General features: G+C 74.9%; 21 protein-coding genes and 1 pseudogene. 7 read left to right on the top strand and 15 right to left on the bottom strand.

Features of this window, described 5'->3' with window-relative positions; genetic code table 11:
* Positions 1-55 precede the first annotated feature (55 nt).
* On the top strand, positions 56-5,626 hold the full coding sequence (locus OO57_RS23000) for a non-ribosomal peptide synthetase/MFS transporter (protein ID WP_081973889.1): 5,571 nt from the start codon (positions 56-58) through the stop codon (positions 5,624-5,626).
* A gap of 77 nt (positions 5,627-5,703) precedes the next feature.
* Here the strand turns inward: OO57_RS23000 and moaA are convergent, their stop codons facing one another.
* From moaA to OO57_RS22980, 4 genes are all read right to left on the bottom strand, one after another.
* Positions 5,704-6,693 (bottom strand): GTP 3',8-cyclase MoaA, encoded by a 990-nt coding sequence (gene moaA, locus OO57_RS22995; protein WP_033254506.1) that lies wholly within the window; start codon positions 6,691-6,693, stop codon positions 5,704-5,706.
* Between the two features lie 117 nt (positions 6,694-6,810).
* Positions 6,811-8,418, bottom strand: coding sequence for a cation acetate symporter (locus tag OO57_RS22990; RefSeq protein ID WP_033254491.1), 1,608 nt, complete (start codon positions 8,416-8,418; stop codon positions 6,811-6,813).
* Positions 8,415-8,792 carry a DUF485 domain-containing protein gene (locus OO57_RS22985; RefSeq protein WP_033254490.1) on the bottom strand — a complete coding sequence of 126 codons (378 nt, stop codon included), beginning with the start codon at positions 8,790-8,792 and terminating at the stop codon, positions 8,415-8,417. The genes OO57_RS22990 and OO57_RS22985 overlap by 4 nt, the downstream gene beginning before the upstream one ends.
* Positions 8,793-9,025: 233 nt before the next feature.
* On the bottom strand, positions 9,026-10,069 hold the full coding sequence (locus OO57_RS22980) for a zinc-dependent alcohol dehydrogenase family protein (RefSeq protein ID WP_033254489.1): 1,044 nt from the start codon (positions 10,067-10,069) through the stop codon (positions 9,026-9,028).
* Positions 10,070-10,204: 135 nt separating this feature from the next.
* Between OO57_RS22980 and OO57_RS22975 the strand changes: the two genes are divergently transcribed.
* Both OO57_RS22975 and OO57_RS22970 read left to right on the top strand, forming a co-directional pair.
* On the top strand, positions 10,205-11,200 hold the full coding sequence (locus OO57_RS22975; RefSeq protein WP_033254488.1) for a DEDDh family exonuclease: 996 nt from the start codon (positions 10,205-10,207) through the stop codon (positions 11,198-11,200).
* Positions 11,201-11,231: 31 nt separating this feature from the next.
* Positions 11,232-12,029, top strand: coding sequence for an SURF1 family protein (locus tag OO57_RS22970; protein ID WP_033254487.1), 798 nt, complete (start codon positions 11,232-11,234; stop codon positions 12,027-12,029).
* 27 nt (positions 12,030-12,056) lie between these two features.
* Here OO57_RS22970 and OO57_RS22965 read toward each other — a convergent pair whose 3' ends face one another.
* Positions 12,057-14,339 (bottom strand): SpoIIE family protein phosphatase, encoded by a 2,283-nt coding sequence (locus OO57_RS22965; protein ID WP_033254486.1) that lies wholly within the window; start codon positions 14,337-14,339, stop codon positions 12,057-12,059.
* Between the two features lie 203 nt (positions 14,340-14,542).
* On the opposite strand from OO57_RS22965, the pseudogene OO57_RS45860 reads away from it, so the two are divergent.
* The 3 genes and pseudogenes from OO57_RS45860 to OO57_RS22955 form a co-directional block, all read left to right on the top strand.
* Positions 14,543-14,968 (top strand): annotated as a pseudogene (locus tag OO57_RS45860) (carbohydrate binding domain-containing protein); the annotation flags it as partial.
* A gap of 141 nt (positions 14,969-15,109) precedes the next feature.
* Complete coding sequence (locus tag OO57_RS45855) at positions 15,110-16,042, top strand: right-handed parallel beta-helix repeat-containing protein (protein WP_033254505.1); 933 nt, start codon at positions 15,110-15,112, stop codon at positions 16,040-16,042.
* A 42-nt stretch (positions 16,043-16,084) separates the two neighbouring features.
* Positions 16,085-16,840, top strand: coding sequence for an SDR family oxidoreductase (locus OO57_RS22955; protein ID WP_033254504.1), 756 nt, complete (start codon positions 16,085-16,087; stop codon positions 16,838-16,840).
* 167 nt (positions 16,841-17,007) lie between these two features.
* On the opposite strand, the gene OO57_RS22950 is transcribed toward OO57_RS22955, so the two are convergent.
* The 9 genes from OO57_RS22950 to OO57_RS22910 all read right to left on the bottom strand — a co-directional run bounded on the left by OO57_RS22950 (position 17,008) and on the right by OO57_RS22910 (position 23,764).
* Positions 17,008-17,643, bottom strand: coding sequence for a hypothetical protein (locus tag OO57_RS22950; protein WP_033254485.1), 636 nt, complete (start codon positions 17,641-17,643; stop codon positions 17,008-17,010).
* Positions 17,640-18,290: a DUF6286 domain-containing protein gene (locus OO57_RS39710; RefSeq protein WP_051778114.1), complete on the bottom strand. Its 651-nt coding sequence runs from the start codon at positions 18,288-18,290 to the stop codon at positions 17,640-17,642. The genes OO57_RS22950 and OO57_RS39710 overlap by 4 nt, the downstream gene beginning before the upstream one ends.
* On the bottom strand, positions 18,287-18,619 hold the full coding sequence (locus OO57_RS22940) for a hypothetical protein (RefSeq protein WP_033254484.1): 333 nt from the start codon (positions 18,617-18,619) through the stop codon (positions 18,287-18,289). The genes OO57_RS39710 and OO57_RS22940 overlap by 4 nt, the downstream gene beginning before the upstream one ends.
* Entirely contained in the window at positions 18,619-18,810 is a 192-nt protein-coding gene (locus OO57_RS22935) for a hypothetical protein (RefSeq protein ID WP_014138759.1), read from the bottom strand. The genes OO57_RS22940 and OO57_RS22935 overlap by 1 nt, the downstream gene beginning before the upstream one ends.
* 49 nt (positions 18,811-18,859) lie before the next feature.
* Positions 18,860-19,336 (bottom strand): Asp23/Gls24 family envelope stress response protein, encoded by a 477-nt coding sequence (locus OO57_RS22930; protein WP_033254483.1) that lies wholly within the window; start codon positions 19,334-19,336, stop codon positions 18,860-18,862.
* A gap of 110 nt (positions 19,337-19,446) precedes the next feature.
* Positions 19,447-20,247, bottom strand: a complete 801-nt coding sequence (locus OO57_RS22925; protein WP_051778113.1) for an enoyl-CoA hydratase/isomerase family protein — start codon at positions 20,245-20,247, stop codon at positions 19,447-19,449.
* Between the two features lie 251 nt (positions 20,248-20,498).
* The gene (locus tag OO57_RS22920) at positions 20,499-20,732 is read right to left on the bottom strand and encodes a helix-turn-helix domain-containing protein (protein ID WP_033254501.1); all 234 of its coding nucleotides are present in this window, start codon (positions 20,730-20,732) and stop codon (positions 20,499-20,501) included.
* Positions 20,733-21,097: 365 nt separating this feature from the next.
* Positions 21,098-22,696 (bottom strand): ABC-F family ATP-binding cassette domain-containing protein, encoded by a 1,599-nt coding sequence (locus OO57_RS22915; RefSeq protein ID WP_033254482.1) that lies wholly within the window; start codon positions 22,694-22,696, stop codon positions 21,098-21,100.
* Between the two features lie 153 nt (positions 22,697-22,849).
* Positions 22,850-23,764 (bottom strand): PQQ-binding-like beta-propeller repeat protein, encoded by a 915-nt coding sequence (locus OO57_RS22910; protein WP_033254481.1) that lies wholly within the window; start codon positions 23,762-23,764, stop codon positions 22,850-22,852.
* A 347-nt stretch (positions 23,765-24,111) separates the two neighbouring features.
* Between OO57_RS22910 and OO57_RS22905 the strand changes: the two genes are divergently transcribed.
* Entirely contained in the window at positions 24,112-25,194 is a 1,083-nt protein-coding gene (locus tag OO57_RS22905; protein WP_033254480.1) for a glycoside hydrolase family 26 protein, read from the top strand.
* Here OO57_RS22905 and OO57_RS22900 read toward each other — a convergent pair.
* Positions 25,171-26,316 (bottom strand): GNAT family N-acetyltransferase, encoded by a 1,146-nt coding sequence (locus OO57_RS22900; protein ID WP_051778112.1) that lies wholly within the window; start codon positions 26,314-26,316, stop codon positions 25,171-25,173. The two genes, OO57_RS22905 and OO57_RS22900, sit on opposite strands and share 24 nt — an antisense overlap.

Here is a 26,316-nt window from a genome sequence, read left to right as displayed (position 1 = left end):
CCACCACCCCCGTCAGCGAAGTACGCGCACCGCTCCAGGAAGGCGCCCCAGCCGCATGACCACCACCCCCGCCACCGCCCCCACCACCGGCGCCCCCACCACCGGCACCGGCGCCCCCGCAACCACGCCCGCACCCACCCCCGCCGACGCCCGCGCCGAGCTGCTCGCCCGCCGTCTGCGCCGCGCCCGCACCGCCGCCCCGGCGGCGGCCGTGCCGCGCCGCCCGGAGGGCACCGCGCCGCCGCTGTCCTTCGCGCAGGAACGCCTGTGGTTCATGGACCAGTTCGTCCCGGACAGCACCGCCTACACCGTGCCGCTGGTGGTGCGGCTGCGCGGCCCGCTCGCCCCGGAGCGGCTGTCGGCGTCGCTGGAGCGGCTGGTGACCCGGCACGAGAGCCTGCGGATGCGCTTCCCAGCGGCGGCCGACGGTACGCCGACGGTGGTGGTCGACCCGCCCGGCGGCGTCCGGCTGGAGGTGCGCGCCGCCGACCCGGCGCTCGCCCCGGCCGACCGGGAGGCGCAACTCGACGCCTGGGTGCGGGAGGAGACCGGTCGGCCGTTCGACCTGGCGGCGGGCCCGGTGGTGCGGGCGGCGCTGCTGCGGGCCGACGAGCAGGACCACGTGCTGGTGGTGGTACAGCACCACATCGTCTCGGACGGCTGGTCCAGTGAGCTGCTCCTGCGCGAACTGCTGGCCGGATACCGGGAGGGCGGGGAGGGCCCGCTGCCCGAACTGCCGGTGCAGTACGGCGACTTCGCGGCCTGGCAGCGCGAGCGCTACCGGGGCGAGGTGCGCCGGGCGGACGTGGACCACTGGCGCGGGCGGCTGTCCGGCGTCCCGCCGCTGGACCTGCCCGCCGACCGCCCGCGCCCGGCGGTGCCGACGCTGCGCGGCGCGGGCCACGGCATCGCGCTGGACGCGGAGACCAGCCGGGCGGTGCTGGCGCTGGGCGCGGCGCACGGCGCGACGCCGTACATGACGCTGCTGGCCGCCTACCAGGCGCTGCTGGGCCGCTGGTGCGGGCAGGACGACTTCGCGGTCGGTTCCACCGTCGCGGGCCGGACGCTGCCCGAACTGGAGCCGCTGGTGGGCCTGTTCGCGAACGTGCTGGCGCTGCGTGCGGACCTGTCGGGCGACCCGGGGTTCTCCGGCCTGCTGGCGGACGTCCGGGAGCGGTTCGTCGCCGACCTGGCGCACCAGGAGATGCCGTTCGAGCAGTTGGTCGAGGAGCTGGCGCTGCCGCGCGACCCGAGCCGGACGCCGGTGTTCCAGACCTCGTTCACGCTGCTCAACTACGAGCGGGCCGAGGCCGGTTCGGCGGACGGCGGCCCGGAGGTGGGCCACCAGCCGTTCACCACCGGCTCCACCCGCTTCGACCTGGAGCTGTACCTGCGGCACACCGACGAGGGCCTGCACGGCTACTTCACCTACAGCTCCGACCTGTTCGAGCCCGGCACGATCGCCCGCCTCGCCGAGCTGTTCCACCGCCTGCTGCGCCAGGTCGTCCTTCACCCCGAACTCCCGCTCTCCCAGCTCGACCTGACGGACACTCAGGAGCTGCGCACCACCCTGGAGGAGTGGAACGACACCGCCCTCCCGCTCGAACCCGGCACCCTGCACGGCCGCTTCGAGGCCCGGGCCGCCGCCACCCCGGACGCCGTCTGCCTGGTCGTCGACGCCACCGGCGAGCAGCTCAGCTACCGCCAACTGGACGAGCGGGCATCGGCGTTGGCCGCGCACCTGGCCGTCGCCGGGGTGGGGCCGGGCAGCGTGGTCGCGGTCTGCGCCGAGCGGTCGGCAGAACTGGTGGCGGCCCTGCTGGGCGTGCTGAAGGCGGGCGGCGCGTACCTGCCGCTCGACCCGGACTCCCCGGCCGAGCGGCTGTCCGGCATGCTGGCCGACGCGGCGCCCCGGGCGCTGCTGGCCCAGGACGCCCTGCGCGACCGGCTGCCGTCCGAACTCCCTCGCGGCACGCGGCTGTTCTCCCTGGACGACGCCGCGCTGCGGCGGCCCCCGGCCGAGCGCCGCCCGCTGCTCCCGGCCGGGCCGGACGACCCGGCGTACGTGATCTTCACCTCGGGTTCGACCGGCCGCCCCAAGGGCGTGCTCTGCTCGCACCGGGGCATCGACAACCGGCTGGACTGGATGCAGCGCGCCTACCCGCTGGGCCCGGCGGACGCGGTGCTGCAGAAGACCCCGGCGGCGTTCGACGTCTCGGTGTGGGAGCTGTTCTGGCCGCTGCGCGAGGGCGCCCGCCTGGTGATGGCCCGCCCGGGCGGCCACCGCGACGGCGCCTACCTGCGCGACGCGATCCGCGAACACGCCGTCACCACCGCGCACTTCGTGCCGTCGATGCTCGCCGTCTTCCTCGCCGAGGAGGGCGTGGAGCACTGCACCGGCCTGCGCACCCTGGTGTGCAGCGGCGAGGAGCTGCCCGCTGACCTGGCCCGGCAGACCCTGGAGCGGCTGCCCGCCGTCGGCCTGCACAACCTGTACGGGCCGACCGAGGCGTCCGTCGACTGCACGGCCTGGACGTGCACCCCCGAGGGCCTGGCGGGCGCGCGCCGCACCCCGATCGGCCGGCCGATCCAGAACATGCGGGTGTACGTGCTGGACCGGCACGGCCGCCCGGTGCCCGCCGGGCTGCCCGGCGAGCTGCACATCGCCGGGCCCGGGGTCGCCCTCGGCTACCTGAACCGGCCCGAGCTGACCGCCGAGCGCTTCCGCGACGACCCGTGGGGCCCGCCCGGCTCCCGGATGTACGCCAGCGGCGACCTGGCCCGGCACCGGCCCGACGGCACCGTCGAGTACCTGGGCCGCACCGACCAGCAGGTCAAGCTGCACGGCCTGCGGATCGAGCCCGGCGAGGTCGAGGCCGCGCTGCGCGCCCTGCCGGGCGTGCGGGAGGCGGCCGTCGCGGTCCGCGAGGACCGGCCTGGGGTGCGCCGCCTGGTCGCCTGGACCGTCCCGGACGGCAGCGGCGCCGACACCGCGCCCGCCGTGCTGCGCGCGGGCCTGCGCCGCAGCCTGCCCGACTCGATGCTGCCCTCCGCGTACGTCGTCCTGGACGCCCTGCCGGTCGGCCCCACCGGCAAGCTCGACCGCAGGGCGCTGCCCTCCCCGGCCCCGGCCGCCCCGGGCGCCGACCGCGCCGAACCGGCCACCGACGCCGAGCGGGTGGTCGCCGGGGTCTGGTCCGAGGTGCTCGGCGTCCCGCTGCCCGGCCGGGACGACGACTTCTTCGACCTGGGCGGCCACTCGCTGCTCGGCATCAAGGTCGTCGCCAGGCTGCGCACCGCGCTCCCGGACGCCGCCGCCCTGTCCCTGATGGACCTGTTCAAGCACCCCACCGTCCGGGGCCTGGCCGCGCTGGCCGCCACCCCGGCCGCCGACCGCGGCCCGGCCCGCGTCCTGCACGAGCTGACGCCCCGGCAGGCCGCCGACCCGGTGCTGACCCTGGTGTGCGTCCCGTACGGCGGCGGCAGCGCGGCCGTCTACCAGCCGCTCGCCGACGCCCTGCCGCCCGGCCACGCCCTGCTGGCACTGGCGGGCACCGGCGAGGAGATGGGCCGGGCCGAGGGCCGGGCGGCCTTCCCCGAGCTGGTCGCCGCGGCCGTCGCCGAGATCCGCGAGCACGTCCGCGGCCCGGTCGCGGTGTACGGGCACTGCGGGGTCGGCGGGGCGCTGGCCGTCGCCCTGGCGCTCGCCCTGGAGGCCGACGGCCGGGAGGTCGAGGCGGTGTACACCGGCGCGATCTTCCCGTTCGCCCGCCCGCGCGGCCCGGTGGTCCGGCTGATGACCCGGATGGAGCGGCTGACCGGCGACCGCCGCTACCGCAACTGGCTGACCTCGCTGGGCCTGAGCCTGGACGACGTCGACCCGGCCACCGCCCGCCGCCTGGTGCGGGACATGCGCGCCGACAGCGAGCAGGCCGAGGAGTACTTCACCGGTCTGCTGACCGGCGGCGTGACGCCGCTGGCGGCGCCGGTGGTCTCGGTGGTCGGCGAGCGCGACGACATCACCGACTACTACCGGGAGCGCTTCCGCGAGTGGCACTTCGTCACCGGCACCACCGCCCTGGTGGTGCTCGCCGAGGCGGGCCACTACTTCCTGAAGTACCGGGCCGCGGAGGTCGCCGACATCCTCACCACCGTCCACCGCGAGCTGCCCGCCGAGACCCCGCCCGCCCCGGTCGACGACCCCACCTGGCACCTCGCCGACGTCTCCCGCTCCACCGACGTCTCCCGCTCCGCCACCGCACCGCCCGCCACCACCGCGAAAGCGGCGAAGGCTGCCACGCCCGCACCCGGCATGCCGCGCTTCCTGGCGGTCGCCGCGGGCCAGCTGGTGTCGATGGCGGGCACCGCCACCACCGAGTTCGCGCTGCCGCTGTGGCTCTACCTGAGCAGCGACTCGCTGCTCCAGCTCGCCCTGCTCTCCTCGCTCGCCCTCGTCCCGGGCCTGCTGGCCGCCCCGCTCGCGGGCACCGTCGCCGACCGCTACAGCCGCCGGGCCGTGATGCTCGCCGCCGACACGGCCGCGGGCGCCACCCAGGCCGCGATGCTGGCCCTGCTGCTCGCCGGGGCGCTGCACCGCCCGGCGGTGTACGCGCTGATGACGGTGCTGTCCGTGGCCCTGACCTTCCAGCGGATCGCCTGGTCCTCCGCCGTCCCGCAGCTCGTCCCCAAGCGCTTCCTCGGCCACGCCAACGGCCTGGTCCAGGCGGGCGGCGGCGTGGTGCAGTTCGCGGTCCCGCTGCTCGCGACGACCGCCCTCGCCACGGTCGGCCTGCGCGGCATCCTGATCGCCGACGTGTGCAGCTACGCGGTGGCGATCGCCGTCACCGCCGCCCTGCGCTTCCCCCGCACGCTGGGCTGGCGCCGCCGGGAGAGCGTCGGCACGGAGCTGCGGGCCGGGTTCCGGCTGGCCCTCGGGACGCCGGGGCTGCGCGCGATGCTGTTCTTCTTCGCGGGGACGAACCTGCTGGTCGGCCCGCTGTTCATCTTCTTCCAGCCGCTGGTCCTGGGTTTCGGCTCGCTCGCCGACGTCGCCCGGGTCTCGCTGGCGGGCGGCCTCGGCATCGTCCTGGGCGGCACCCTGATGGCGGTGTGGGGCGGCCCGTCCCGGCACCGGATGCGCGCCGTCCTGGGCGCGTTCCTGCTGATGGCGGCGGGCTGCCTGGTCACCGGCCTGCGCCCGTCGACGGCGCTGGTCGGCGTGGGCGTGTTCGGCATGTTCCTCGGCCTGACCGTGATGAACACCGTGTACGCGACGATCGTCCAGGTGAAGGTGCCGGCCCGCTTCCACGGCCGGGCCTTCGCCGTCAACGCGCTGTTCGCCTGGTGCACGATGCCGATCGGCTTCGTCCTGCTCGGCCCCGGCACCGCGGCCCTGCTGCAGCCCGCCCTGGAGCCCGGCGGCGCGCTCGCCCCGACCGTCGGCCAGCTGATCGGCACCGGCCCCGGCCGCGGCCTCGGCCTGACGTACGTCCTGTTCGCCCTGGCCCTGATCGCCACCGGCCTGGTGCTGCGCCGCCTGCCGGTCTTCGCCCACTTCGACCGGCAGGTCCCCGACGCCCGCCCGGACGACCTGGTCGGCCTGGAGGCGCTCCACAACCGCGGCTAGCCCCGCCGTTCCCCGGGCCCCCGGCCCGGCCCGACCCCGGCCCGCCCGTCGGCGGCTCCTCCGCCCCGCGGGGCCTCTCAGCCGCCGATCGCCGACATCGGCCGCTCCGGCTGGTGGAACTCCGGCTGGTCGATGCCCGCGCCCGCCTTCTTGCCCCACATCGCGGCCCGCCACAGCTCGGCCAGTTCGGCGTCGTCCGCGCCGCTGCGCAGCGCGCCCCGCAGGTCGGTCTCGCCGGTCGCGAACAGGCAGTTGCGGACCTGCCCGTCGGCGGTGAGCCGGGTGCGGTCGCAGGCGCGGCAGAACGGCCGGGTCACGGACGCGATGACGCCGACCGTCGCGGGGCCGCCGTCGACGAGCCAGCGCTCGGCGGGGGCGGCGCCGCGGTCGGCGGACGGCTCGGGGGTCAACTCGAAGCGGGTGCGCAGGAGTTCGAGGATCTCCTCGGCGGTGACCATCTGGGTGCGGTCCCAGCCGTGCTGGGCGTCCAGCGGCATCTGTTCGATGAAGCGCAGCTGGTAGCGGTGCTCGATCGCCCAGGCCAGCAGGTCGGCGGCCTCGTGGTCGTTGACGCCGCGCATCAGGACGGCGTTGAGCTTGACCGGCCGCAGCCCGGCGGCCTCGGCGGCGGCGAGGCCGTCCAGCACGTCCTGGTGGCGCTTGCGGCGGGTGAGGCGGGCGAAGGTGTCGGGGTCGAGGGTGTCGAGCGAGACGTTGACCCGGTCGACCCCGGCGTCGCGCAGCGCGGGGGCGATCCGGGCGAGCCCGATGCCGTTGGTGGTGAGGGAGATCTCCGGCCGGGGCTCCAGCGCGGCGCAGGCGGCGATGATCGCGACCAGGCCGGGCCGCAGCAGCGGTTCGCCGCCGGTGAAGCGGACTTCGCGCACGCCCAGCGTGCCGACGGCGAGGGCGACGAGGCGGACGATCTCCTCGTCGGTGAGCAGCTCGGGCTTGCCGAGCCAGTTCAGGCCCTCTTCGGGCATGCAGTAGGTGCAGCGCAGGTTGCACCGGTCGGTGAGCGAGACCCGCAGGTCGACGGCCTGTCGTCCGTAGGTGTCGAGGAGCATCCCGGCCACCCGCCTTCCTGTGGGAAAAAGCCTGCTGGCCCGGCCGCCGCGCGGCGGCCGGGCCAGCTTAGCGCCGCTCCCGGACACCACCGGGGAGCGGACCGCTCCGCGGGCGCCTCAGTGCGCGCCGAGCCCGGTGAGCGAACGGACCTCCAGTTCAGCGTACTTCGCCGGGTCGGCCTTCTCCCTGGACAGGTAGGTGCCGATCACGCCGGCCAGGAAGCCGACCGGGATGGAGACCAGGCCGGGGTTCTCCAGCGGGAACCAGTCGAAGTCGCCGCCCGGGATCAGCGCCTTGGCGTTGCCGGAGACCACCGGGGAGAAGACCACCAGGCCGACGGAGGTGATCAGGCCCGCGTAGGTGGAGGCGACCGCGCCGGTGGTGTTGAACCGCTTCCAGAACAGCGAGTACAGCAGGGTCGGCAGGTTCGCGGAGGCGGCGACCGCGAAGGCCAGGGCGACCAGGGCGGCGGCGTTCAGCTTGTCGGCGAAGATCGACAGCAGGATGGCGACCGCGCCGATCGCGACGGCGGCGAACTTGGCGCTGGCGACCTCCTCCTTCTCGGTGGCCTTCCCGCGCCGGATGACGTTGGCGTAGAGGTCGTGGGCGAAGGAGGACGAGGAGGCCAGGGTGAGTCCGGCGACCACGGCCAGGATGGTGGCGAAGGCGACCGCGGAGATCACCGCCAGCAGCACGGCGCCGCCGGTGGTCCCGGCGCCGCCGCCGAGGTGTTCGGCGAGCAGCGGGGCGGCGGTGTTGCCGGACTTGTCGGCGGCGAGCGCCTTGCGGCCGACCAGGGCGGCGGCGCCGAAGCCGAGGGCGAGGGTCATCAGGTAGAAGACGCCGATGATGCCGATCGACCAGAGCACGGACTTCCGGGCGGTGCGCGCGGTGGGGACGGTGTAGAAGCGCACCAGGATGTGCGGCAGGGCGGCGGTGCCGAGGACCAGGGCGATGCCGAGGCTGAGGAAGTTGAGCTTGGTGGTGCCGTTGGTGCCGTACTTGAGGCCGGGCTGCAGGAACTTGTCGCCGCTGCCGCTGGCCTTGGCCGCGGAGCCGAGCAGTTCGGACAGGTTGAAGTGGAACTTGGCGAGCACCAGGACGGTCATCAGTCCGGCGCCGAGGATCAGCAGCACGGCCTTGATGATCTGCACCCAGGTGGTGCCCTTCATGCCGCCGATGACGACGTACAGCACCATCAGCGCGCCGACCGCGACGATCACCCAGCGCTTGGCGGCGTCGCCCTGGGCGCCGAGCAGCAGGGCGACCAGGGATCCGGCGCCGACCATCTGGGCGAGCAGGTAGAAGATCGACACCACGATGGTGGAGATGCCCGCGGCGGTGCGGACGGGCCGCTGGCGCATCCGGAAGGCCAGCACGTCGGCCATGGTGTAGCGGCCGGAGTTGCGCAGCGGTTCGGCGACCAGCAGCAGGGCGACCAGCCAGGCGACCAGGAAGCCGATGGAGTAGAGGAAGCCGTCGTAGCCGGAGAGCGCGATGGCGCCGGTGATGCCGAGGAAGGACGCGGCGGACATGTAGTCGCCGGAGATCGCCAGGCCGTTCTGGAAACCGGTGAAGCCGCGGCCGCCGGCGTAGAAGTCGGAGGCGTCGCGGGTGCTGCGGCCGGCCCACAGGGTGATGCCGAGGGTGGCGAGGACGAACACCCCGAACAGCGACATGATCAGGGTGCGGTGGTCGCCCGCGGAGGTGGCCAGCTGCATCATTCGGCGGCCTCCTCGGCCACGGGGGCGTGGTCGCCGGACTGGGCGGGCAGGGTGGCGTCGGCGCGGCCGCGGATGACGGCGGCGCGCGGGTCCAGTTGCCGGCCGGCGAACCTGGCGTACCAGGCGGCGATGGCGAAGGTGCTGACGAACTGCAGGATGCCGAGCACCAGCGCGAGGTTGATGTTGCCGACGACCTTGGTGCTCATGAAGCCGGGGGCGTAGCAGCTGAGCAGGACGTACAGCAGGTACCAGAGGACGAATCCGGCCGTGACCGGGAATGCGAAGTTCCGGAAGGAGCTCCTGAGTTGCCGGAACTCCGGTGACTCCTCGATACGTTGGAACGATTCGGGGACTGTCTCGGGCGGGGGTGCCACGCGGGGTCTCCTGACGTCTTCGGTGCGACGGACGATCAGATGGACGTGAGTGACGTCACATTGAGTGCGCTGCATGCTAGATCCAGGAGCGGGCGGCGAGAAGATCCCCCACGCGATGTGGCCGAAAACTGACCAGAACACGCCACCGGGGCGGCCGTTTTGCGGCCACCCCGGTGTGATGATCCTTCGATTTCCGCTGTTCAGCGGTCAGTTGTTCACCCGACCGACGGGTCTCAGAACGCGATCCGCACCTTCAGCGCCGTCCGCTCGTCCATCGCCCGGTAGCCCTCGGGCACCCCGTCCAGCCCCACCGTGCGGTCGAACACCGCGCCCGGGTCGATCGCGCCGGAGAGCACGTCCGCCAGCAGCTCGGGGATGTACGCCCGGGCCGGGGCGACGCCGCCGCGCAGCTGCACGTTCCGGTTGAACATCTGGCCGATGTCCACGCCCGCGCTGCCGCCGTGCGGCACGCCGACGTAGCCGACCGCGCCGCCGTCCCGGGCGATCGAGATCGCGGTGCGCATCGACTCCTCGGTGCCGACCGCCTCCAGCACGGCGTGCGCGCCCTGCCCGCCGGTCAGCTCGCGCACCGCCTCGACCGCCGCCTCGCCGCGCTCGGCCACCACGTCGGTGGCGCCGAAGGAGCGGGCGATCGCGGTGCGGCCCTCGTGCCGGCCGAGCGCGATGATCCGGCCCGCGCCCAGCCGGTGCGCGGCCAGCACGCCGCACAGCCCGACCGCGCCGTCGCCGACCACCGCGACCGTCGCCCCGGGCCGCACGCCCGCCGAGACCGCCGCGTGGTGCCCGGTCGCCATCACGTCGGACAGCGCCAGCAGCCCGGGCAGCAGCTTCTCGTCCCCGGCCGCCTCCTTGGGCAGCCGCACCAGCGTCCCGTCCGCGAACGGCACCCGGACGGCCTCGCCCTGCCCGCCGTCCGACCCCGGGGTGCCCCAGAACCCGCCGTGCGGGCAGGAGGTCTGCAGGCCCTCCCGGCAGTACTCGCACACGCCGTCCGACCAGACGAACGGGGCCACCACCAGGTCGCCGACCGCGAAGCCGCGCACCTCGGCGCCGACCTCCTCGACGAAGCCCAGGAACTCGTGCCCGATCCGCTGCCCGGCCTTCCGCGCGGCCACCCCCCGGTACGCCCACAGGTCGCTGCCGCAGATGCAGGCGTTCAGCACCCGCACCACCGCGTCGGTGGGCCGCTCGATCCGCGGGTCCGGCACCTCCTCGATCCGGATGTCCTGGGGGCCGTGGATCACGGTGGCGCGCATGAGGGGAGTCCTTCGTCCGTACGGGGGAGCCGCGGGTGTCCGCACCCGCGTCCCCAGTGCCAAGGCGCGGCCCGCCCGCACTATTCCGACCGGGGCAGTCGGGGCCGCCCGCCGTTCCCCGTAAAGTGGTGCGTTATGTACGCGCCATTCCCCACCCCGCCGATCCCGGCACCGCGCACCGGCCCCGGCGGGGGCGGCGGGCGCGGCTTCGCGGTGGTCGACGTGGAGACCACCGGTCTCGGCCGCTCCGACCGGGTCATCTCGGCGGGCGTCTACCAGCTCGACCCCGACGGCGAGACCACCGACCACTGGTACACCCTGGTCAACCCCGAACGGGACCCGGGGCCGGTCTGGATCCACGGCCTGACCAGCGAGGTGCTGGCGGGCGCGCCGACCTTCCCGGAGGTCGCCGCCGAGTTCGCCGAGCGGCTGCGCGACCGGGTGCTGGTCGCCCACAACGCGCTGTTCGACTGGAACATGATCTCCCGCGAGTTCTCCCGGGCGGGCCTGCGCGCCCCGGTCGAGCAGCGGCTGTGCACCATGGTGCTGGCCCGCGACCTGCGGCTGCCGCTGCCCAACGGCAAGCTCTCCTCGCTGGCCGCGCACTTCGGCGTGCACCAGCGCCAGGCCCACCACGCGCTGGACGACGCCCGGGTGCTGGCCGAGGTGTTCCGGCCCTCGCTGGAGCTGGCCCGCAGCGGCGGCGTCCCGCTGCCGCTGACCGCCTGCGTCGCCGTCACCGACCTCGGCGAGGACGCCGCGGCCGCCGCGCCGGCCACCGGCCCGGCCCGCGGCTCGTGGAGCTCCTCCTACCGCCCCGGCCGCAAGCGCCCGGCCTGCCCGTACCCGAACCCGGGCCGCTGGACGGACGGCTCGCCGCTGGTGCAGGGCATGCGGGTGGCGATCACCGGCGACACCGCCACCGACCGCGAGCTGCTGGAGGACCGGGCCACCGAGGCCGGGCTGCACATCGCCTCCTCGGTGAGCCGGCTCACCAGCCTGCTGGTCACCAACGAGCCCGGCTCCTGGAGCGGCAAGGCCCGCAAGGCCCGCGAGCACGGCACCCCGGTGGTCGGCGAGGACGCGTTCCTGCAGCTGCTGCGCGAGGTCGCGCCGCACCCCGGTGCCTGACCCGGCGGTAAGGAGGGCTAGCGTGCCGGGTGTGTACCGATTCCTGCTGTCCCTGCGCTGGGCGGTCATCGTGCTGGTGGCCGCGGTGCTGGTCCCCACCATGATCAAGCTGGGCTTCTGGCAGTACCACCGGCACGAGGCCCGGGTGGCCCGCAACGACCTGGTGGCGCAGAACCTGGGCAGCACCCCGGTCGCCTTCGACTCGCTCTCCTCCCCCGGCTGGTCCGTCCCGACCGGCGAGGTGTGGCGCACCGTGACCGCCACCGGCAGCTACGACACCGCGCACGAGGTGGTGATCCGCGGCCGCACCGAGCCCGGCGGCTCCACCATCGGCTACTTCGTCGTCACCCCGCTGGTGCTCGCCGACGGCCGGGGCTCGGTACTGGTCAACCGCGGCTGGGTGGAGTCCGCCGCGGACGCCGCCAGCATCCCGGACGTCCCCGCCCCGCCGTCCGGCGAGGTCACCGTCACCGGGCGGCTGCGCGCCGACGAGACGTACGCCTCGCTGGGCGTGAAGAACCGCGGCGGCCTGCCGGACCGGATGTTCAAGGTGATCAACACCGCCGAGCAGGCGAAGTACGCGGGCACCGCCGTGCTCGGCGGCTACCTGGAGCTGGCCTCCTCCCTCCCCGCCGCGGGCCCCTCCCCCGAGCTGCTCGCCGAGCCCGGCCACTCCGACATCGGCCCGCACATGGCGTACGCGATCCAGTGGTGGCTGTTCACCGCGCTGATCCCGGTCGGCCTGGTGGTGATGGCCCGCCGCGAGGCCAGGCAGGACGCCGCCGGGCCGGCCGCGGCGGCCGAGGAGCCGGTCGCCGTCACCGGCTGAGCGGCGGCGCGCGCCCGGTGGGGGCCGTCAGGCAGGCCCCAGCGGCTGCTCGGCCCAGATGGTCTTGCCGTTGCGGGTGTAGCGGCTGCCCCACCGCTCGGTCAGCTGGGCGACCAGGTACAGGCCGCGGCCGCCCTCGTCGGTGAGCCGGGCCCGGCGCATCCGCGGCTGGGTGGAGCTCGGGTCGGAGACCTCGCAGGTCAGCACCGAGGAGCGGATCAGCCGCACCATCACCGGCCCGCCCGCGTACCGGATCGCGTTGGTGACCAGTTCGCTGAGCACCAGCTCGGTGGTGAACACCAGCGCGTCCAGCCCCCACCCCTCCAGCGTCCGGGTGGCGGCCTCGCGGACCCCGGCGACCGCGGACGGGTCGGCGTCGATGGTCCACACGGCGGTGTCGGCGGCCGGGACGGGGTGCAGCCGGGCCAGCAGCAGCGTGACGTCGTCGCTGAGCCCGGCGGTGGACATCTCCGCGACGATCGCCCGTCCGGCCGCGGCCAGGTCGCCGCCGAGGTCGGCCTCGCCGAGCCGGGCGGCGAGCTGGGCCATGCCCTCGTCCAGGTCGCCGCCGCTGCCGCCGCCCTCGATCAGCCCGTCGGTGTACAGCGCCAGCACGCTGCCCGCCCGCAGCGCGCACTCGGCCGTCTCGAACGGCAGCCCGCCGACGCCGAGCGGCGGCCCGGGGTTGACCGGTAGGTACTCGACCCGGCCGCCGGGGTGGACCAGGGCGGGCGGCGGGTGCCCGGCGCTGGCGGCCTGGCAGATCCCGGAGACCGGGTCGTAGACGGCGTACACGCAGGTCGCCCCGGAGGGGTCGGCGACGCCGCGCTCGCGCTCCTCCTCGCTGCCCTCGACGACCAGCTGGGAGACCAGGTCGTCCAGGTGCACCAGCAGCTCGTCGGGTTCCAGGTCGAGGTCGGCGAGGGTGCGCACGGCGGTGCGCAGCCGGCCCATGGTGGCGCTGGCCTGGAGCCCGTGGCCGACCACGTCCCCGGCGACCAGGGCGACCCGGGCGCCGGAGAGCGGGATGACGTCGAACCAGTCGCCGCCGACGCCGGTCGCGGTGTCGGTGGGCCGGTAGACGCTGGCGGTGGTGGCGGCGGGCACCACGGTCTCGGCGGGCGGCAGCAGCGAGCGCTGCAGGCCGACGGCGGCCCGGTGCTCGCGGGTGTAGCGGCGGGCGTTGTCGAGGGCCAGCGCGGCCCGGGCGGCGATCTCCCGCAGCAGTTCGAGGTCCTCGTCCTCGTACGGGCCCTCGTCCTCGCCGCGGTGGACGGCGACCCGGCCGAGCGGGCCGCCGCGGGCGTGCAGCGGGGCGCTCATCGACAGCGGTCCGGCCGCGGCGGGGGCCCCGAGGCGTTCGCGGCCGAGCGGGCCGAGCGGGCGGGCGTCGGGGCCGGGCGGGCCCGCGGTGGCGGTGCGGCGGACGGCGAGCAGGCCATCGGCGCCGGGCGCGGGCTCGTCGCCGGTGAAGACGGCCTCGGCGATGTCCACCTCGGCGCGGCCGCCGAGGCCGGGCACCAGGACGCCGGCCAGGTCCTCGGCGGTGCCGACCACCGAGAGCGAGCCGCCGACGGCGGCGGTGGCCCGGTGCAGCACGTCGGCGCGCCGCCGGTAGCGGTGCAGCTCGGTGACGTCGCCGAACAGCGCGGTCACCCCGATCAGCGTCCCGTCGGGGGCCTGCAGGCGGAAGGCCTGCACCTCCATGACCACGGCCGGGCCGGGGTCGTCCAGGGTCCGGATCGGCAGCTCGGCCCGCACCACCGGCTCCCCGCTGACCAGCACGCCGCGCAGCACCGCCTCGGCGGCCGCGGCGTCGGCGGGCTGCAGGAAGTCGCCGAGCCGGTGCCCGGCCAGGTGGGCGGGCAGGCCGGTGTACGGGAGCAGGTGGGTGTTGGTGCGCAGCAGCCGCAGGTCGGTGTCGAAGAAGGCCAGGCCGAGCCGGTCCTGCAGGAACAGCTCCCGGGTGAACGCCTCGTCCTGGCGCCGCCGGGCGACGGTGTCGGCGGGGGTGGCCAGCACCAGGGCGCGGACCTCGCCGTGCTCGCCGGCCAGCGGCAGCACCTGGTAGGCGACCTCCAGGGTGGCGCCGTCGCCGGTGCGCAGCCGGACCTCGCCGGTGCGCCGGCCGAGGGCCCGGGCGTCGCCCGCGCCGTCGGCCAGCAGGTCGGCGGCGGGGCGGCCGGTGACCTGGTCGGCGGGCAGGCCGAGCAGGTGCTCGGCGGCGGAGGTCCAGCCCACGACGCGTCCGTCGCCGTCGACCAGGGCTGCCGCGACGCCGTCGATGTTCGGCATCCGCCGACTGTCCATGCGCTGCACCTCGGGTGGGTGGTCCGGTTCCCCCATCTTCGGACGGTTCCCGGTCCGGCGCCATTGACACCCGGTCGGCGCCGGGTCGGGCGGCCGGTCGGGGACCTGTCCGCGCACACCCATTGACTCCCCGCAATGGTCTAGTCCAAATTGGCCGTGCACATGCCCTGAACCGCTCTTTCCCCCACACCGGAGCGCTCGTCATGACACACCGCCCCCACCGCGGCGCCGCCGCGGCCGGCGCCCTCGCCCTGGGCTCGGCCGTCCTCGCCCTGCTGCCCGCCCAGGCCGGCGCGGCCACCGAACTCCTCGCCAACGGCGGCTTCGAGGCCGCCGCGCTCTCCCCCTGGACGTGCACCGGCACCGCCGCCACCACGACCTCCGCCCCGCACTCCGGCACCGCCGCGCTCAGCGCCTCCCCCGGCGCCGCGGACCTCGCCCCGTGCACCCAGGACGTCGCCGTCCAGCCGAACACCGGCTACACCCTGACCGCCTGGGTGAAGGGCTCGTACGTCACCCTCGCGGCCTCCGGCACCGGCGTGTCCACCTCCACCTGGGCGAACGCCCCCGGCTGGACGCAGCTCGCCCGCACCTTCACCACCGGCCCGGACACCACCCGGGTCACCGTCGCGCTGAGCGGCTGGTACGGCAGCCCCTACCAGGCCGACGACGTCTCGCTGACCGCGACCGGCGCCGCCCCCTCCTCTCCCCCGCCCGCCTCGGCCTCCCCCACGCCCTCCTCCTCGGCCTCCCCCACGCCCTCGGCCCCCGTGAGCACCCCCGGCCAGAACGACGCCACCCTCTCCCCGCCCCCGGCGGACACCGTCCGGGTCTCCACCGCCAAGGAGCTCCAGGCCGCGCTGAGCGCCGCCGTCCCCGGCCGCACCATCCAGCTCGCCGACGGCACCTACACCGGCAACTTCAAGATCACCACGGCGGGCACCGCCGCCGCCCGGATCACCCTGACCGGCTCCCCCGCCGCCGTCCTCACCACCTCCACCGGCGGCGGCTACGGCCTCTCGCTGGCCGGCGCCCCGTACTGGACCGTCCGGGGCATCACCGTCACCCACGCCCAGAAGGGCATCATGGTCGACGCCTCGGACCACGTGGTGCTCGACGGGGTGACGGTCCACCACACCACCATGGAGGGCGTGCACTTCCGCAACTCCTCCAGTTACGGCGTGCTGCGCGGCTCCACCGTGCACGACACCGGCACCGCCCGCGACGGCAAGGGCGAGGGCGTGTACGTCGGCACCGCCAACACGCTCACCGACCGGAGCGACCACGTGCAGATCCTGGACAACACCATCGGCCCCAACATCGGCGGCGAGAACATCGACCTCAAGGAGGGCACCACCGGCGGCCTGGTCTCCGGCAACCGCTTCGACGGCAACGGCCTGACGAACGTCAACTACGACGACTCCTGGGTCGACGTGAAGGGCAACGGCTACGTCATCGAGAACAACACCGGCACGCGCACCATGAACGACGGCTACCAGACCCACACCCAGCAGCCCGGCTGGGGCTGCGGCACCGTCTTCCGCCACAACGCCTCCGACCTGACCGGCGCCACCGGCAGCAACCCCGCCAAGTACGCGATCGACGTCACCAACTACTCCGCGGCCTGCCCCGTCACCGTCACCGCCGACAACACCGTCACCGGCCCCGCCGCCCTCACCAACCCCGGCGTCCCGGTGGGCTGACCCGCCGTCCGGGATCCGTGCCGACCGGCGAGAATGGTCGGCATGGATCTCGGACTCAAGGACAGGGTGTACGTGGTCACCGGCGCGACCCGGGGACTCGGCCACGCCACCGCGCAGCAACTGATCGCCGAAGGCGCCAAGGTGGTCGTCACCGGCCGCACCGAGGCGGCGGCCGCCGCCGCCGCGGACGCCCTCGGCGAGCACGCCCACGGAGTCGGCGCGGACAACGCCGACCCGGCCACCCCGCAGCGCCTGGTCGACGCCGCCCGCAGCCGCTTCGGCGGCTTCGACGGCATCCTGATCAGCGTCGGCGGCCCCGGCGCGGGCCCGGTCGCCACCGCCACCGACGAGGCCTGGCGCACCGCGTTCGACTCCGTCTTCCTCGGCGCCCTCCGGCTGGCCCGCACCGCCGCCGAGCACCTCCCCGCCGGGGGCGTCATCGGCTTCGTGCTGTCCACCTCGGTCCGCCAGCCCATCCCCGGCCTCGGCATCTCCAACGGCCTGCGCCCCGGCCTCGCCATGGCCGCCAAGACCCTCGCCGACGAGCTCGGCCCCCGCGGCATCCGCGTCCTCGGCCTGCTCCCCGGCCGGATCGACACCGACCGCGTCCGCGAGCTCGACGCCCTCGCCCCCGACCCGGCCACCGCCCGCGACACGGCCGCCGCCGGCATCCCGCTGCGCCGCTACGGCACCCCCGAGGAGTTCGGCCGCACCGCCGCCTTCCTGCTCTCCCCCGCCGCCTCCTACCTCACCGGCCTGATGCTCCCCGTCGACGGCGGCGCCACCCGCAGCCTGTAGGACGCACCCGGGCAGCGAGCCCGGACGCGAACCCAGGGGCGCGGGGAACTGCGCGGCCGACCGAGCACGCCCAGCCGGATCGCGACGCAGGACGATCACTTGCCCTGTCCCGCGAACCGATTGACGTGCTCCCCCGCCCCGCGCAGTTCCCCGCGTGCCTTCCCCGGCTACTGCACCCGCGGGGCCTTCTTGCGGGACCGCTCCCGGCGCGCCTTCGCGCCGCGCAGGCGCAGCTGGGCGGGCAGCGCGGCCAGGCCCAGGGAGCGGCGGGCGTGCTCGACGGGGCCGGTGCGGTAGGCGGTGACCAGGGCGCCGGTGTCGGCGCCGGGCGCGAGCCGCACGGCGGTGCGCACCTCGGGGCGGCGGGCCGCGCCGGTGACCTTGACGGTGACCCGCTCGACGTCCGGGAGGGCGACCGTCTCGGCCTCGATGGCCTCCTCGACGGCCCGGCTGCGCACGTGCAGGGCGAAGTGCGGTTCGCCGGACGCCGCGGGCGAGGGCAGGTCGACCCCGGCCGGGCCACCGCGGTGCAGCTGGGAGAACAGCCACCACAGGCAGCCGGCGACCACCAGCGCGGGGACGGCGATCGCCACCGGCCACCACCAGTCCCGGTCGGTCCAGCGGGTGCGGCTGGCCTCACTGAGCACGGGCTGGTCGGGCGAGGTGAGCGGCCACCAGTCGGGCGGGGTGACGCCGAGGTGCCGGTAGGCGTCGAGCCCGCCGAGCAGCACCAGCGCCCCGCCGGCCAGCAGGCCCAGTCCGACCAGGCCCAGCAGGGTGCGGTTGACGGCGCGTCGGCTCATCGGGGCGGCTCCAACTCGGCGAGTTCCCGGCGGTGGTGGCGTTCGTGCACCGGCTTGGTGCGGACGTCCAGCCGGTGCGGGGCGGCCAGCGGGATCCGGGCCAGTTCGGCCCGCAGCTCGCGCTCCGCACCGGCGGCGTCGGTGGTGCCGGTCAGGGTGACCCGGGTGCGCCGCCGGCCGACCTTCACCTGCCAGGAGTGCACGTCGGACCGGTGCTGGGCGCGCCGGGCGATCAGCGCGGCGACGGCCGTGCGGTGGATCGCCGCCCCGCGCGGCTCCAGGGCGAGCCAGCCGCGCAGGCCGCGGGCGAGCGCCAGCCACAGCAGCAGCAGGCCGAGCACGACCGCGCCGCCCGCGATGCCGAGCACCCACGGGTCGTCCAGGTGCCGGGTCGCGAGCTGCTCCGACAGCTCCCGCCGCCACGGCCGGGCCTGTCCGCCCGCCCGGACCGCCACCACGTCGTACAGCAGTGTCCCGGCCGCGACCAGCAGCGCCGCCACCACCAGCGCGGTCGGCACCGCCCGCCGGGAGCGCAGCCACCGCCCGGCCCGCCGCCGCCTGCCCTCCACCTCGCTCGGCCCGCTCCCGTGCACCGACTCGGGCACGGGTTCGGCCGCGGGCTCCCGCTCCGACTCCGGCCCGGTCATCCGGCGGCCGCCGGGTGCAGGCGGTCCACGATCACGTCCGCCCCGGTCACCGGCGTGCCGGTGAGTTCGGCGACGGTGCGGCAGGCCGCGTCCCGCGCCGTCCGGGCCAGCGTGCCGACGTCGGACGGGAAGGGCAGCTCCAGGTGCAGCGTCAGCCGGACCCGGCCGTGCGAGAGCAGCGCCGAGACCTTCGGGTACGGGCCCGTCCCCGGCCGGTCCTGCCAGGCCGGGGCGAGCGCGTCGGCGGCGGCACGGGCCGCGATCCGCCGGTAGACCCGGTCCGCGACCTGTTCGCCGCCGCGCTGCGCGACCACCCCCGGGTGGGCCATCAGCGCCGCCGGTCCCGGCCGCGCAGCAGGTCGCCGAGGTCACCGAGTTCGATGTCCCCCTCGATCAGCCGCCCGACCACGAAGCCCACCGCTCCGAGCACCGCCACCAGCAGGAACGCGGCGAAGCCGCCGAAGTAGCCGGCGAATCCGAGGGCCATGCCCACGAGCAGGCCCACCAACGCCAGGTTCATCCACTACTCCTTCACGATCCTGCTGCTCGGCACTCCGGACGGTCACGACTCACTGCACGCGGGGGCGCTTGCCGGAGGACTGGGACTCCTCCTCCTCGTCCTCGTCCGGCTCGTCGGGCAGGTGGACGTCGTTGACGGAGATGTTCACCTCGACCACCTCCAGGCCGGTCATCCGCTCGACCGCCTCGATGATGTTCGCCCGCACCTCGGAGGCCAGCCTGGGGATCACCACCCCGTACTCGACCACCAGCGCGATGTCGATGGCGGTCTGCTTCTCGCCGACCTCCGCCTTGATCCCGCGGCCCACGCTCGACTTCGAACCCGGCACCCGGTCCCGCATCGCCCCGAAGGTCCGGGAGAACCCCGAGCCCAGCGCGTGGATCCCGGACACCTCCCGGGCCGCCATGCCGGCGATCTTCTCCACCACCCCGACGGCGAGCGCCGTACGGCCGCGCTCACCGCCGGACTGGTTCTCGGTCGAGCTCTTCTGCAGGTCCGCGGGGGTGGGGGTGTGGGGCTGCGTCATTTCGGGTCTCCTGACGTTCGACACCAGCTATATCGCAAATCACCCCAACCCTGACATCGCGCCACGCAGGGCGCACCACAAGTGCGTACAGTCAGGTGCACCCCCCCCGGCTACCGGCCCGCGAGGTCCCGGAGGCGGCGCGCCTGCGACTCGCGCTCCGCCGCGCGCTGCTGGTCGTAGGTGCGGTCGGCGGCGCCGCGGAGCAGGGCCTTGGTCTCGATGACGGCGCTGCGGGGGGCGGCCAGGAGGGCGGCGGCCAGGTCGGCGGCGGCGGCGTGCAGGTCCGCCGCGGGGACGGCGAGGTTGGCGAGGCCGGTGGCGACGGCCTCCTCGGCGGCGACCCGGCGGCCGGTGGCGCAGATCTCCAGGGCGCGGGCGTAGCCGACGAGTTCGGTGAGGGGCTTGGTGCCGGCGAGGTCGGGGACCAGGCCGAGGGAGGTCTCCTTCATGGCGAACTGGACGTCCTCGGCGACGACCCGCAGGTCGCAGGCGAGGGCGAGCTGGAAGCCCGCGCCGACCGCGTGGCCCTGGACGGCGGCGATGCTGACCAGGTCGTTGCGGCGCCACCAGGTGAAGGCCTCCTGGTAGGAGGCGATGGCGGCGTCGAGTTCGGCGTCGGCGGAGGCGGCGAGCTGCAGGAAGCCGGTCTCGCCGGGGATGCCCCCGGGGGTGAACATGGCGCGGTCGAGGCCGGCCGAGAAGGAGCTGCCCTCGCCGCGGAGCAGGACGACCCGGACGCTGCCGGGCAGCGCGCGGCCGACGGCGGCGAGGGCGCGCCACATCGCGGGGGTCTGGGCGTTGCGGCGGTCCGGGTCACAGAGGGTGACGGTGGCGAGTTCGCCGTCGAGGTCGAGGCGGACGCCCGCCTTCTCCCACTCGGTACGGTCGGCGTCGGGGATGTCGGTGGTCATGGCGGGGCTACCTTCCAGCGGCGGGGCGGGGCGCCCGCCGACCCCGACGGGCTACTGGAGGGTAACAAAGGCCCCGGTGTACGTACAGGCGCCCGCGCGGGCCGCCGCGACCGGGCCCGGAAACGGCGGTCGGCGGCTCGGGAGTGACCCGGCCGCCGATCCGCTGTGGAGCGTCGTGCATGGCGAGCAGCGTGCTGTGAACCGGGGCGGCCGGAGCTGCTCGGGTGCCGCCCGCCCGATGTGACGGGCCGTCAGGAGCCGGTGGCGGCAGCGGCCTTGCCCTTGCCGCGGGTGGCGCCGCCGCGACCCCGGAGGTTGACCCCGGACTCGCTGAGCATCCGGTGGACGAAGCCGTAGGACCGGCCCGTCTCCTCCGCGAGGGCCCGAATGCTCGCCCCGGAGTCGTACTTCTTCTTGAGATCGGCCGCGAGCTTCTCACGCGCGGCACCTGTTACCCGGCTGCCCTTTTTCAGAGTCTCGGCCACCCGTGCCTCCTCGTAGAGGTGATCGGTCAGATTCCCATGATCACCCATTGCCCCGTCCATGGCCACCCATTCGACAAGGTCCGTCGCGGGAAAGCGGGCGCGAGTGGTGGTGCGCGCTCCGCACCGGGGCGCTCACGGAGGGTGTGCACGCCCCTGCGGGATTCGCTCCGGTGAGCGAATCCGCTGATCAGCCCGGACCGTCAGCGGGCAAACCGCGCACCCCGGCGCGGGCCCCCGGGGCCCTCCCTCCGGGGACGCCGGGTCGACGGGGGACGAGTTCCCCTCGTACCGAAAACGGACCCCGCGTCTACGCGCGAGGTCCGTACGGTGGCCCGGAGCGGGCCGCGGGGTGGCCGGGCGGGGGGTCAGGCCAGCGACACCAGGTCGTGGTAGGCGGGGCTCCACAGGTCCTCGACGCCGTCGGGCAGCAGGATGATCCGCTCCGGCTGGAGCGCCTCGACCGCGCCCTCGTCGTGGGTGACCAGGACGACCGCGCCGGTGAAGGTGCGCAGCGCGCCGAGGATCTCCTCGCGGCTGGCCGGGTCGAGGTTGTTGGTCGGCTCGTCGAGCAGCAGCACGTTGGCGCTGGAGACCACCAGCGAGGCCAGCGCGAGCCGGGTCTTCTCGCCGCCGGAGAGCACCCCGGCCGGCTTGTCCACGTCGTCGCCGGAGAACAGGAAGGAGCCGAGGATCTTGCGGATCTGCACCAGGTCGGTGTCCGGCGCGGCGGAGCGCATGTTCTCCAGCACGCTGCGCTCGGGGTCGAGCGTCTCGTGCTCCTGCGCGTAGTAGCCGATCTTCAGGCCGTGGCCGGGGATCACCTCGCCGGTGTCCGGCTGCTCCACGCCGGCCAGCATCCGCAGCAGGGTGGTCTTGCCCGCGCCGTTCAGGCCGAGGATCACGACCCGGGAGCCGCGGTCGATCGCCAGGCCCACGTCGGTGAAGATCTCCAGCGAGCCGTAGGACTTCGACAGGCCCTCGGCCGTCAGCGGGGTCTTGCCGCACGGGGCCGGGTCCGGGAAGCGCAGCTTGGCGACCTTGTCGGAGACCCGGACCTGCTCCAGGCCGGAGAGCAGCTTCTCGGCGCGGCGGGCCATGTTCTGCGCGGCGACCGTCTTGGTGGCCTTGGCGCGCATCTTGTCGGCCTGCGAGTTGAGCGTCGCGGCCTTCTTCTCGGCGTTGGCGCGCTCGCGCTTGCGGCGCTTCTCGTCGTCCTCGCGCTGCTGCTGGTACTGCTTCCAGCCCATGTTGTAGATGTCGATGGCGGAGCGGTTGGCGTCCAGGTAGAAGACCTTGTTGACGACCGTCTCGACCAGGTCGACGTCGTGCGAGATGACGATGAAGCCGCCCTTGTAGGTCTTCAGGAAGTCCCGCAGCCAGGCGATCGAGTCCGCGTCGAGGTGGTTGGTGGGCTCGTCGAGCAGCAGGATGTCGGCGTCCGAGAACAGGATCCGGGCCAGCTCGACCCGGCGGCGCTGACCGCCGGAGAGGGTGTGCAGCTCCTGGCCGAGGATGCGGTCGGGCAGGCCGAGCGCGGCGGCGATGGTGGCGGCCTCGGCCTCGGCGGCGTACCCGCCCTTGGTGAGGAACTCGGTCTCCAGCCGGGCGTACTTCTTCATCGCGTTGTCGCGGGTGGAGCCCTTGCCGTTGGCCATCCGCTCCTCGTTCTCGCGCATCTTCTTCAGCACGGTGTCGAGGCCGCGGGCGGAGAGGATGCGGTCCCGGGCCAGAACGTCGAGGTCGCCGGTGCGCGGGTCCTGCGGGAGGTAGCCGACCTCGCCGGAGGTGGTGACCGTGCCGCCCGCCGGGAGGCCCTCGCCGGCCAGCACCTTCGTCAGCGTGGTCTTGCCCGCGCCGTTGCGGCCGACCAGGCCGATCCGGTCGCCCGGAGCGATCCGGAAGCTGGCGGACTCGATCAGGATGCGGGCACCGGCACGAAGCTCCAGGGCGTTCGCGGAAATCATGGCTGGGGTCTCTCCTCGACGTGGGTATGGCACTCAGCCATTGGGACCAAGTCTACGGGAGGGCGGGAAAGCCTTTTCTCGACGCCGGCCGCGACGGCGCGCACCACCGGGCGCCGGCCCGGGCGGCAGCGGGTGCCGACCGGGCCGGGGCGGTCACTTCCCGCAGGCCGGGCGGGCCGCCGCGAACGGGGCGCCGTCGGTGCCGCAGGCGGCCTCCCGGCCGCCCAGCGTGGTGTCGTACACCCAGCTGCCGATCACCGGGCCGTCCTCGACCGAGACGCGGTGGCCGTCCAGCGGGCGCATCACCACGTCGGGGCCGGTGTTGAGGAAGTTGCCGTGGTCGGTGAGCGAGAACACCATGACGCCGCCCGGCAGCTGGCGGGCCCCGGCGCTGGTGGTGGGCGGGCACAGCCGCGGGACGAGCACCGCGTCGTCGGTCTCCGCGGTGCGCACCGGGGAGAAGGTGCAGCCCGCCGGGGGGCGGGAGTTGAAGCGCAGGTCGCCGTCGCGCTCCCGGAAGCCCATCAGCAGGCCCGGGGTGACCACCGTCACGAAGGCGTCGTTGACCTTGTCCGCGGACGGGTGCAGGGCCTCGGCGGCGCGCCGGGCCATCAGCTCCTTGCGCTGCCCCTCGGTGCGGTCGGCCGCCTCCGGCTCGCCGTCGGCGCGCAGCCAGTCCGCCAGGCCGGGGACGCTGCGGTGCCAGCGCACCGCGTGGTCGCCGGTGTCCACCGCGGTGACCATGCCGTCGTCCCAGACCACCACGACGTCCTCGCCGACCGGGGTGAGGTGGAGCGCGGTCGCGCCCTCCCGCCGGTAGGACCACAGGCGCTCGCCGGTGGACTTCGAGAAGGCCTCCACCCCGGGGCCCACCTGGAAGTCGGTCTCCTCCGCGGTGGTCGACTGCGCGCTGACCGGGCTGGCGTCCGACGCACCGGCGACCACCCGGTCGCCGAACGGCTCGGGACGGTTGGCGTGGGCCGCGGCACCGGCCGCGAGGACCAGCAGGGCGGCGGCGGCAGGCAGGACCGAACGGGGCGACAGGCTTCTCAGCGGATTGAAGGACACGGCCGGAGTTTATCCGGCGGCCACTGACAGGACCGCCGGGTTTACCGCCCGGCGGGCCCCGGCGTGTCCCAGGTCCAGACCTTTATCCGCCGCTGACGCGACCCGCCCCGACCAGCGCCGACACCGGACCGCCGGACGGCGACGGCCCGCCGGGCCGCGCCTTCGGTCGGTCCACGGACTGTTACAGAGGTGAGACGGAACGCAGTGCGGCGACGGCGCGGGCCCCGGCGCCCCGGGGCCGGCCGGCCCCCCGGGTGACCCGTTGGGGTGACATGGGGCATTTATGACGGTCCGTCAGGCTAGGCTCCTGGGGCCGGAACCCGTCCCTGGACCCGTACGGAGAACCCATGCGTCTCGGCCGCCTGACCCTGGCCGCCGCCGCGCTGCTGCTGGTGACCACCGCCAGCGTGCCGTCCGGCACCCCGCTCAGCCAGACCGAGCGGCACGCCGCGCTCTCCTCGGACGCGGTCCAGCCGCGCGGGGCCGCGCCGCGGCCGGTGGTGCAGCGGGCGCTGCACGAGGTGCCGTTCGGGGCGTTCGTCGGCTCCTGGGACAACTACATCCCGAACATCGCGCGGATGGCGTCCTGGCTGAACGACGCCAACATGCAGGTCGGCCACACCTACCTGGCGGGCAACGGCTGGCAGGACATCGAGGGCGAGCCGATGGTGCTCGGCCTGTGGTCGCAGTGGCGGCAGTCCGACCCGGGGCGGCGGCTGGTGCTGGGCGTGCCGATGCTCGTCCCCAACGAGGGCAACGTGCCGGACGCCGAGGTGGCCCGGCTGCTGGCCCGCGGCAACCAGGGCGAGTTCGACCAGCACTTCCTGCGCCTGGCCCGGAAGCTGGTCGCGTTCGGCGGCGGCGACACCGTCATCACCCTCGGCTGGGAGATGAACGGCGTCACCTACACCTCGCGCTGCAAGCCCGACCCGACGGCCTGGAAGGCGTACTGGCGGCGGATCGTCGGCGTGATGCGCTCGGTGCCGGGCCAGCGCTTCTCCTTCGACTTCACCCCCACCCGCGGGCTGGACGCCATCCCCTGGACGCGCTGCTACCCCGGCGACGACGTGGTCGACATCATCGGCATGGACAGCTACGACCAGCCCGCGGGCGGCACCTTCGACGAGTACGTCTCCGAGCCGTACGGGCTGCAGGACCAGGTCGAGTTCGCCGCCAAGCGCGGCAAGCCGGTGTCCTACCCGGAGTGGGGGCTGTTCCGCAACGGCGACAACCCGGAGTTCGTCCGGCGGATGGTGGAGTGGATGCGCACCCACGACACCGCCTACCAGACCGTCACCGACTACTGCCCGCACGGCTTCTGGCAGTGCAAGGAGAACCCGAAGTCGGCCGCCGTGTACAAGCAGCTGATGTCGGGTTCCTCCGGGGCCGTCGGGCCGGTGAAGGCCTCACCGCAGTCGGCGCTGCGCTAGCGCCTCCTTCAGCCTCGGCGCCCGGGTGCGCAGCACGTGCACCGCCGCGATCCGGGCCCGGACCCGCAGCGCGCGGGCCGCGGCCCACGGGGCGAGCCGGCCGGGGCCCAGCACCAGGCGCTGGTTGGACAGCTGGTCCGGCCGCCAGCGCTGCTTGTACGGCTCCTGGCCGCGCAGCAGGCTCAACTGCGGTATCCCCGCGCTGCGGGCCTCGTCCAGGGCCGCGTTGAACAGCATCCCCGCGATGTCCACCTTGTCGCGCAGCTTCGGGTGCGCCCCGTACATGTAGAGGCCGCCGAACCGGGTGCCCAGGATCACCAGGTTCACCGCCAGCACCTCGCCGTCCAGCTCGAAGCGGTGTATGGCCGCCCGCCCGGTCGCCACCAGGCCGGTGGTCGACTCGGTCAGGTGCGCGGCGAAGCGCTCGGTGCGGTGCTCCGGGGTGACCCCGCGGTCCTGCCACTGCAGGGCGTGCAGCCGCAGCAGCTCGCCGACCGTGTACGGGACCTCGTCGGCGGTCGCGGAGTGCACCACCACCCCGGACTGGGCGATCTTGCGGAGCTTGACCCGGCTGCGCTGGGCGGTCTTGCCGGGCAGCCGCTTGAGCAGCTCGTCCATCGGGACGGCGGGCAGGTACTGGCACAGCGAGTCGGTGAACCGGTGCCGGCGCCCCCGCCAGTGCGCGTACACCCGCTGCACGGCCGCCGACGGGTGCACCTCGCGCAGCTCCAGGCTGTGCCAGGGGCGGCGCAGCGGGAGGGCGGCGGCCAGCTCGGCGGCGGCCCGGTCCGCGCAGTCGTCGTCGAGCAGCACGTCGGTGTAGTCGACCAGGCCCGCGCCCAGGTTGGTCAGCCCGCCGAACGGGCCGCGGCGGCGCAGCGCGGCCGCCCCCACCAGCCGCCCGTCCCGGCGGACCAGCACCAGCACCAGCGCGCCCGGGCGGCCGTACCGGCTCCACCAGGAGCGCAGCCAGGGCGCGGCCTGGAAGCTGGTGGCGGTGGAGCAGCGGCGGTGCAGGTCGTCCCAGTCGTCGGCGAGCCGGTCCAGGGCGTCGTCGGTGCGCAGCACCTCGGCGCTCCAGCGCTCGCTGTCGGCGGCGGAGCGGGCCGGCTGGGCGGGCAC

It is taken from the genome of Kitasatospora phosalacinea (assembly GCF_000717185.1).
GTDB classification, from domain to species: domain Bacteria; phylum Actinomycetota; class Actinomycetes; order Streptomycetales; family Streptomycetaceae; genus Kitasatospora; species Kitasatospora phosalacinea_A.
The sequence above is the reverse complement of the archived record's forward strand: the minus strand, read 5'-3'. Positions and strand labels throughout refer to the sequence as shown.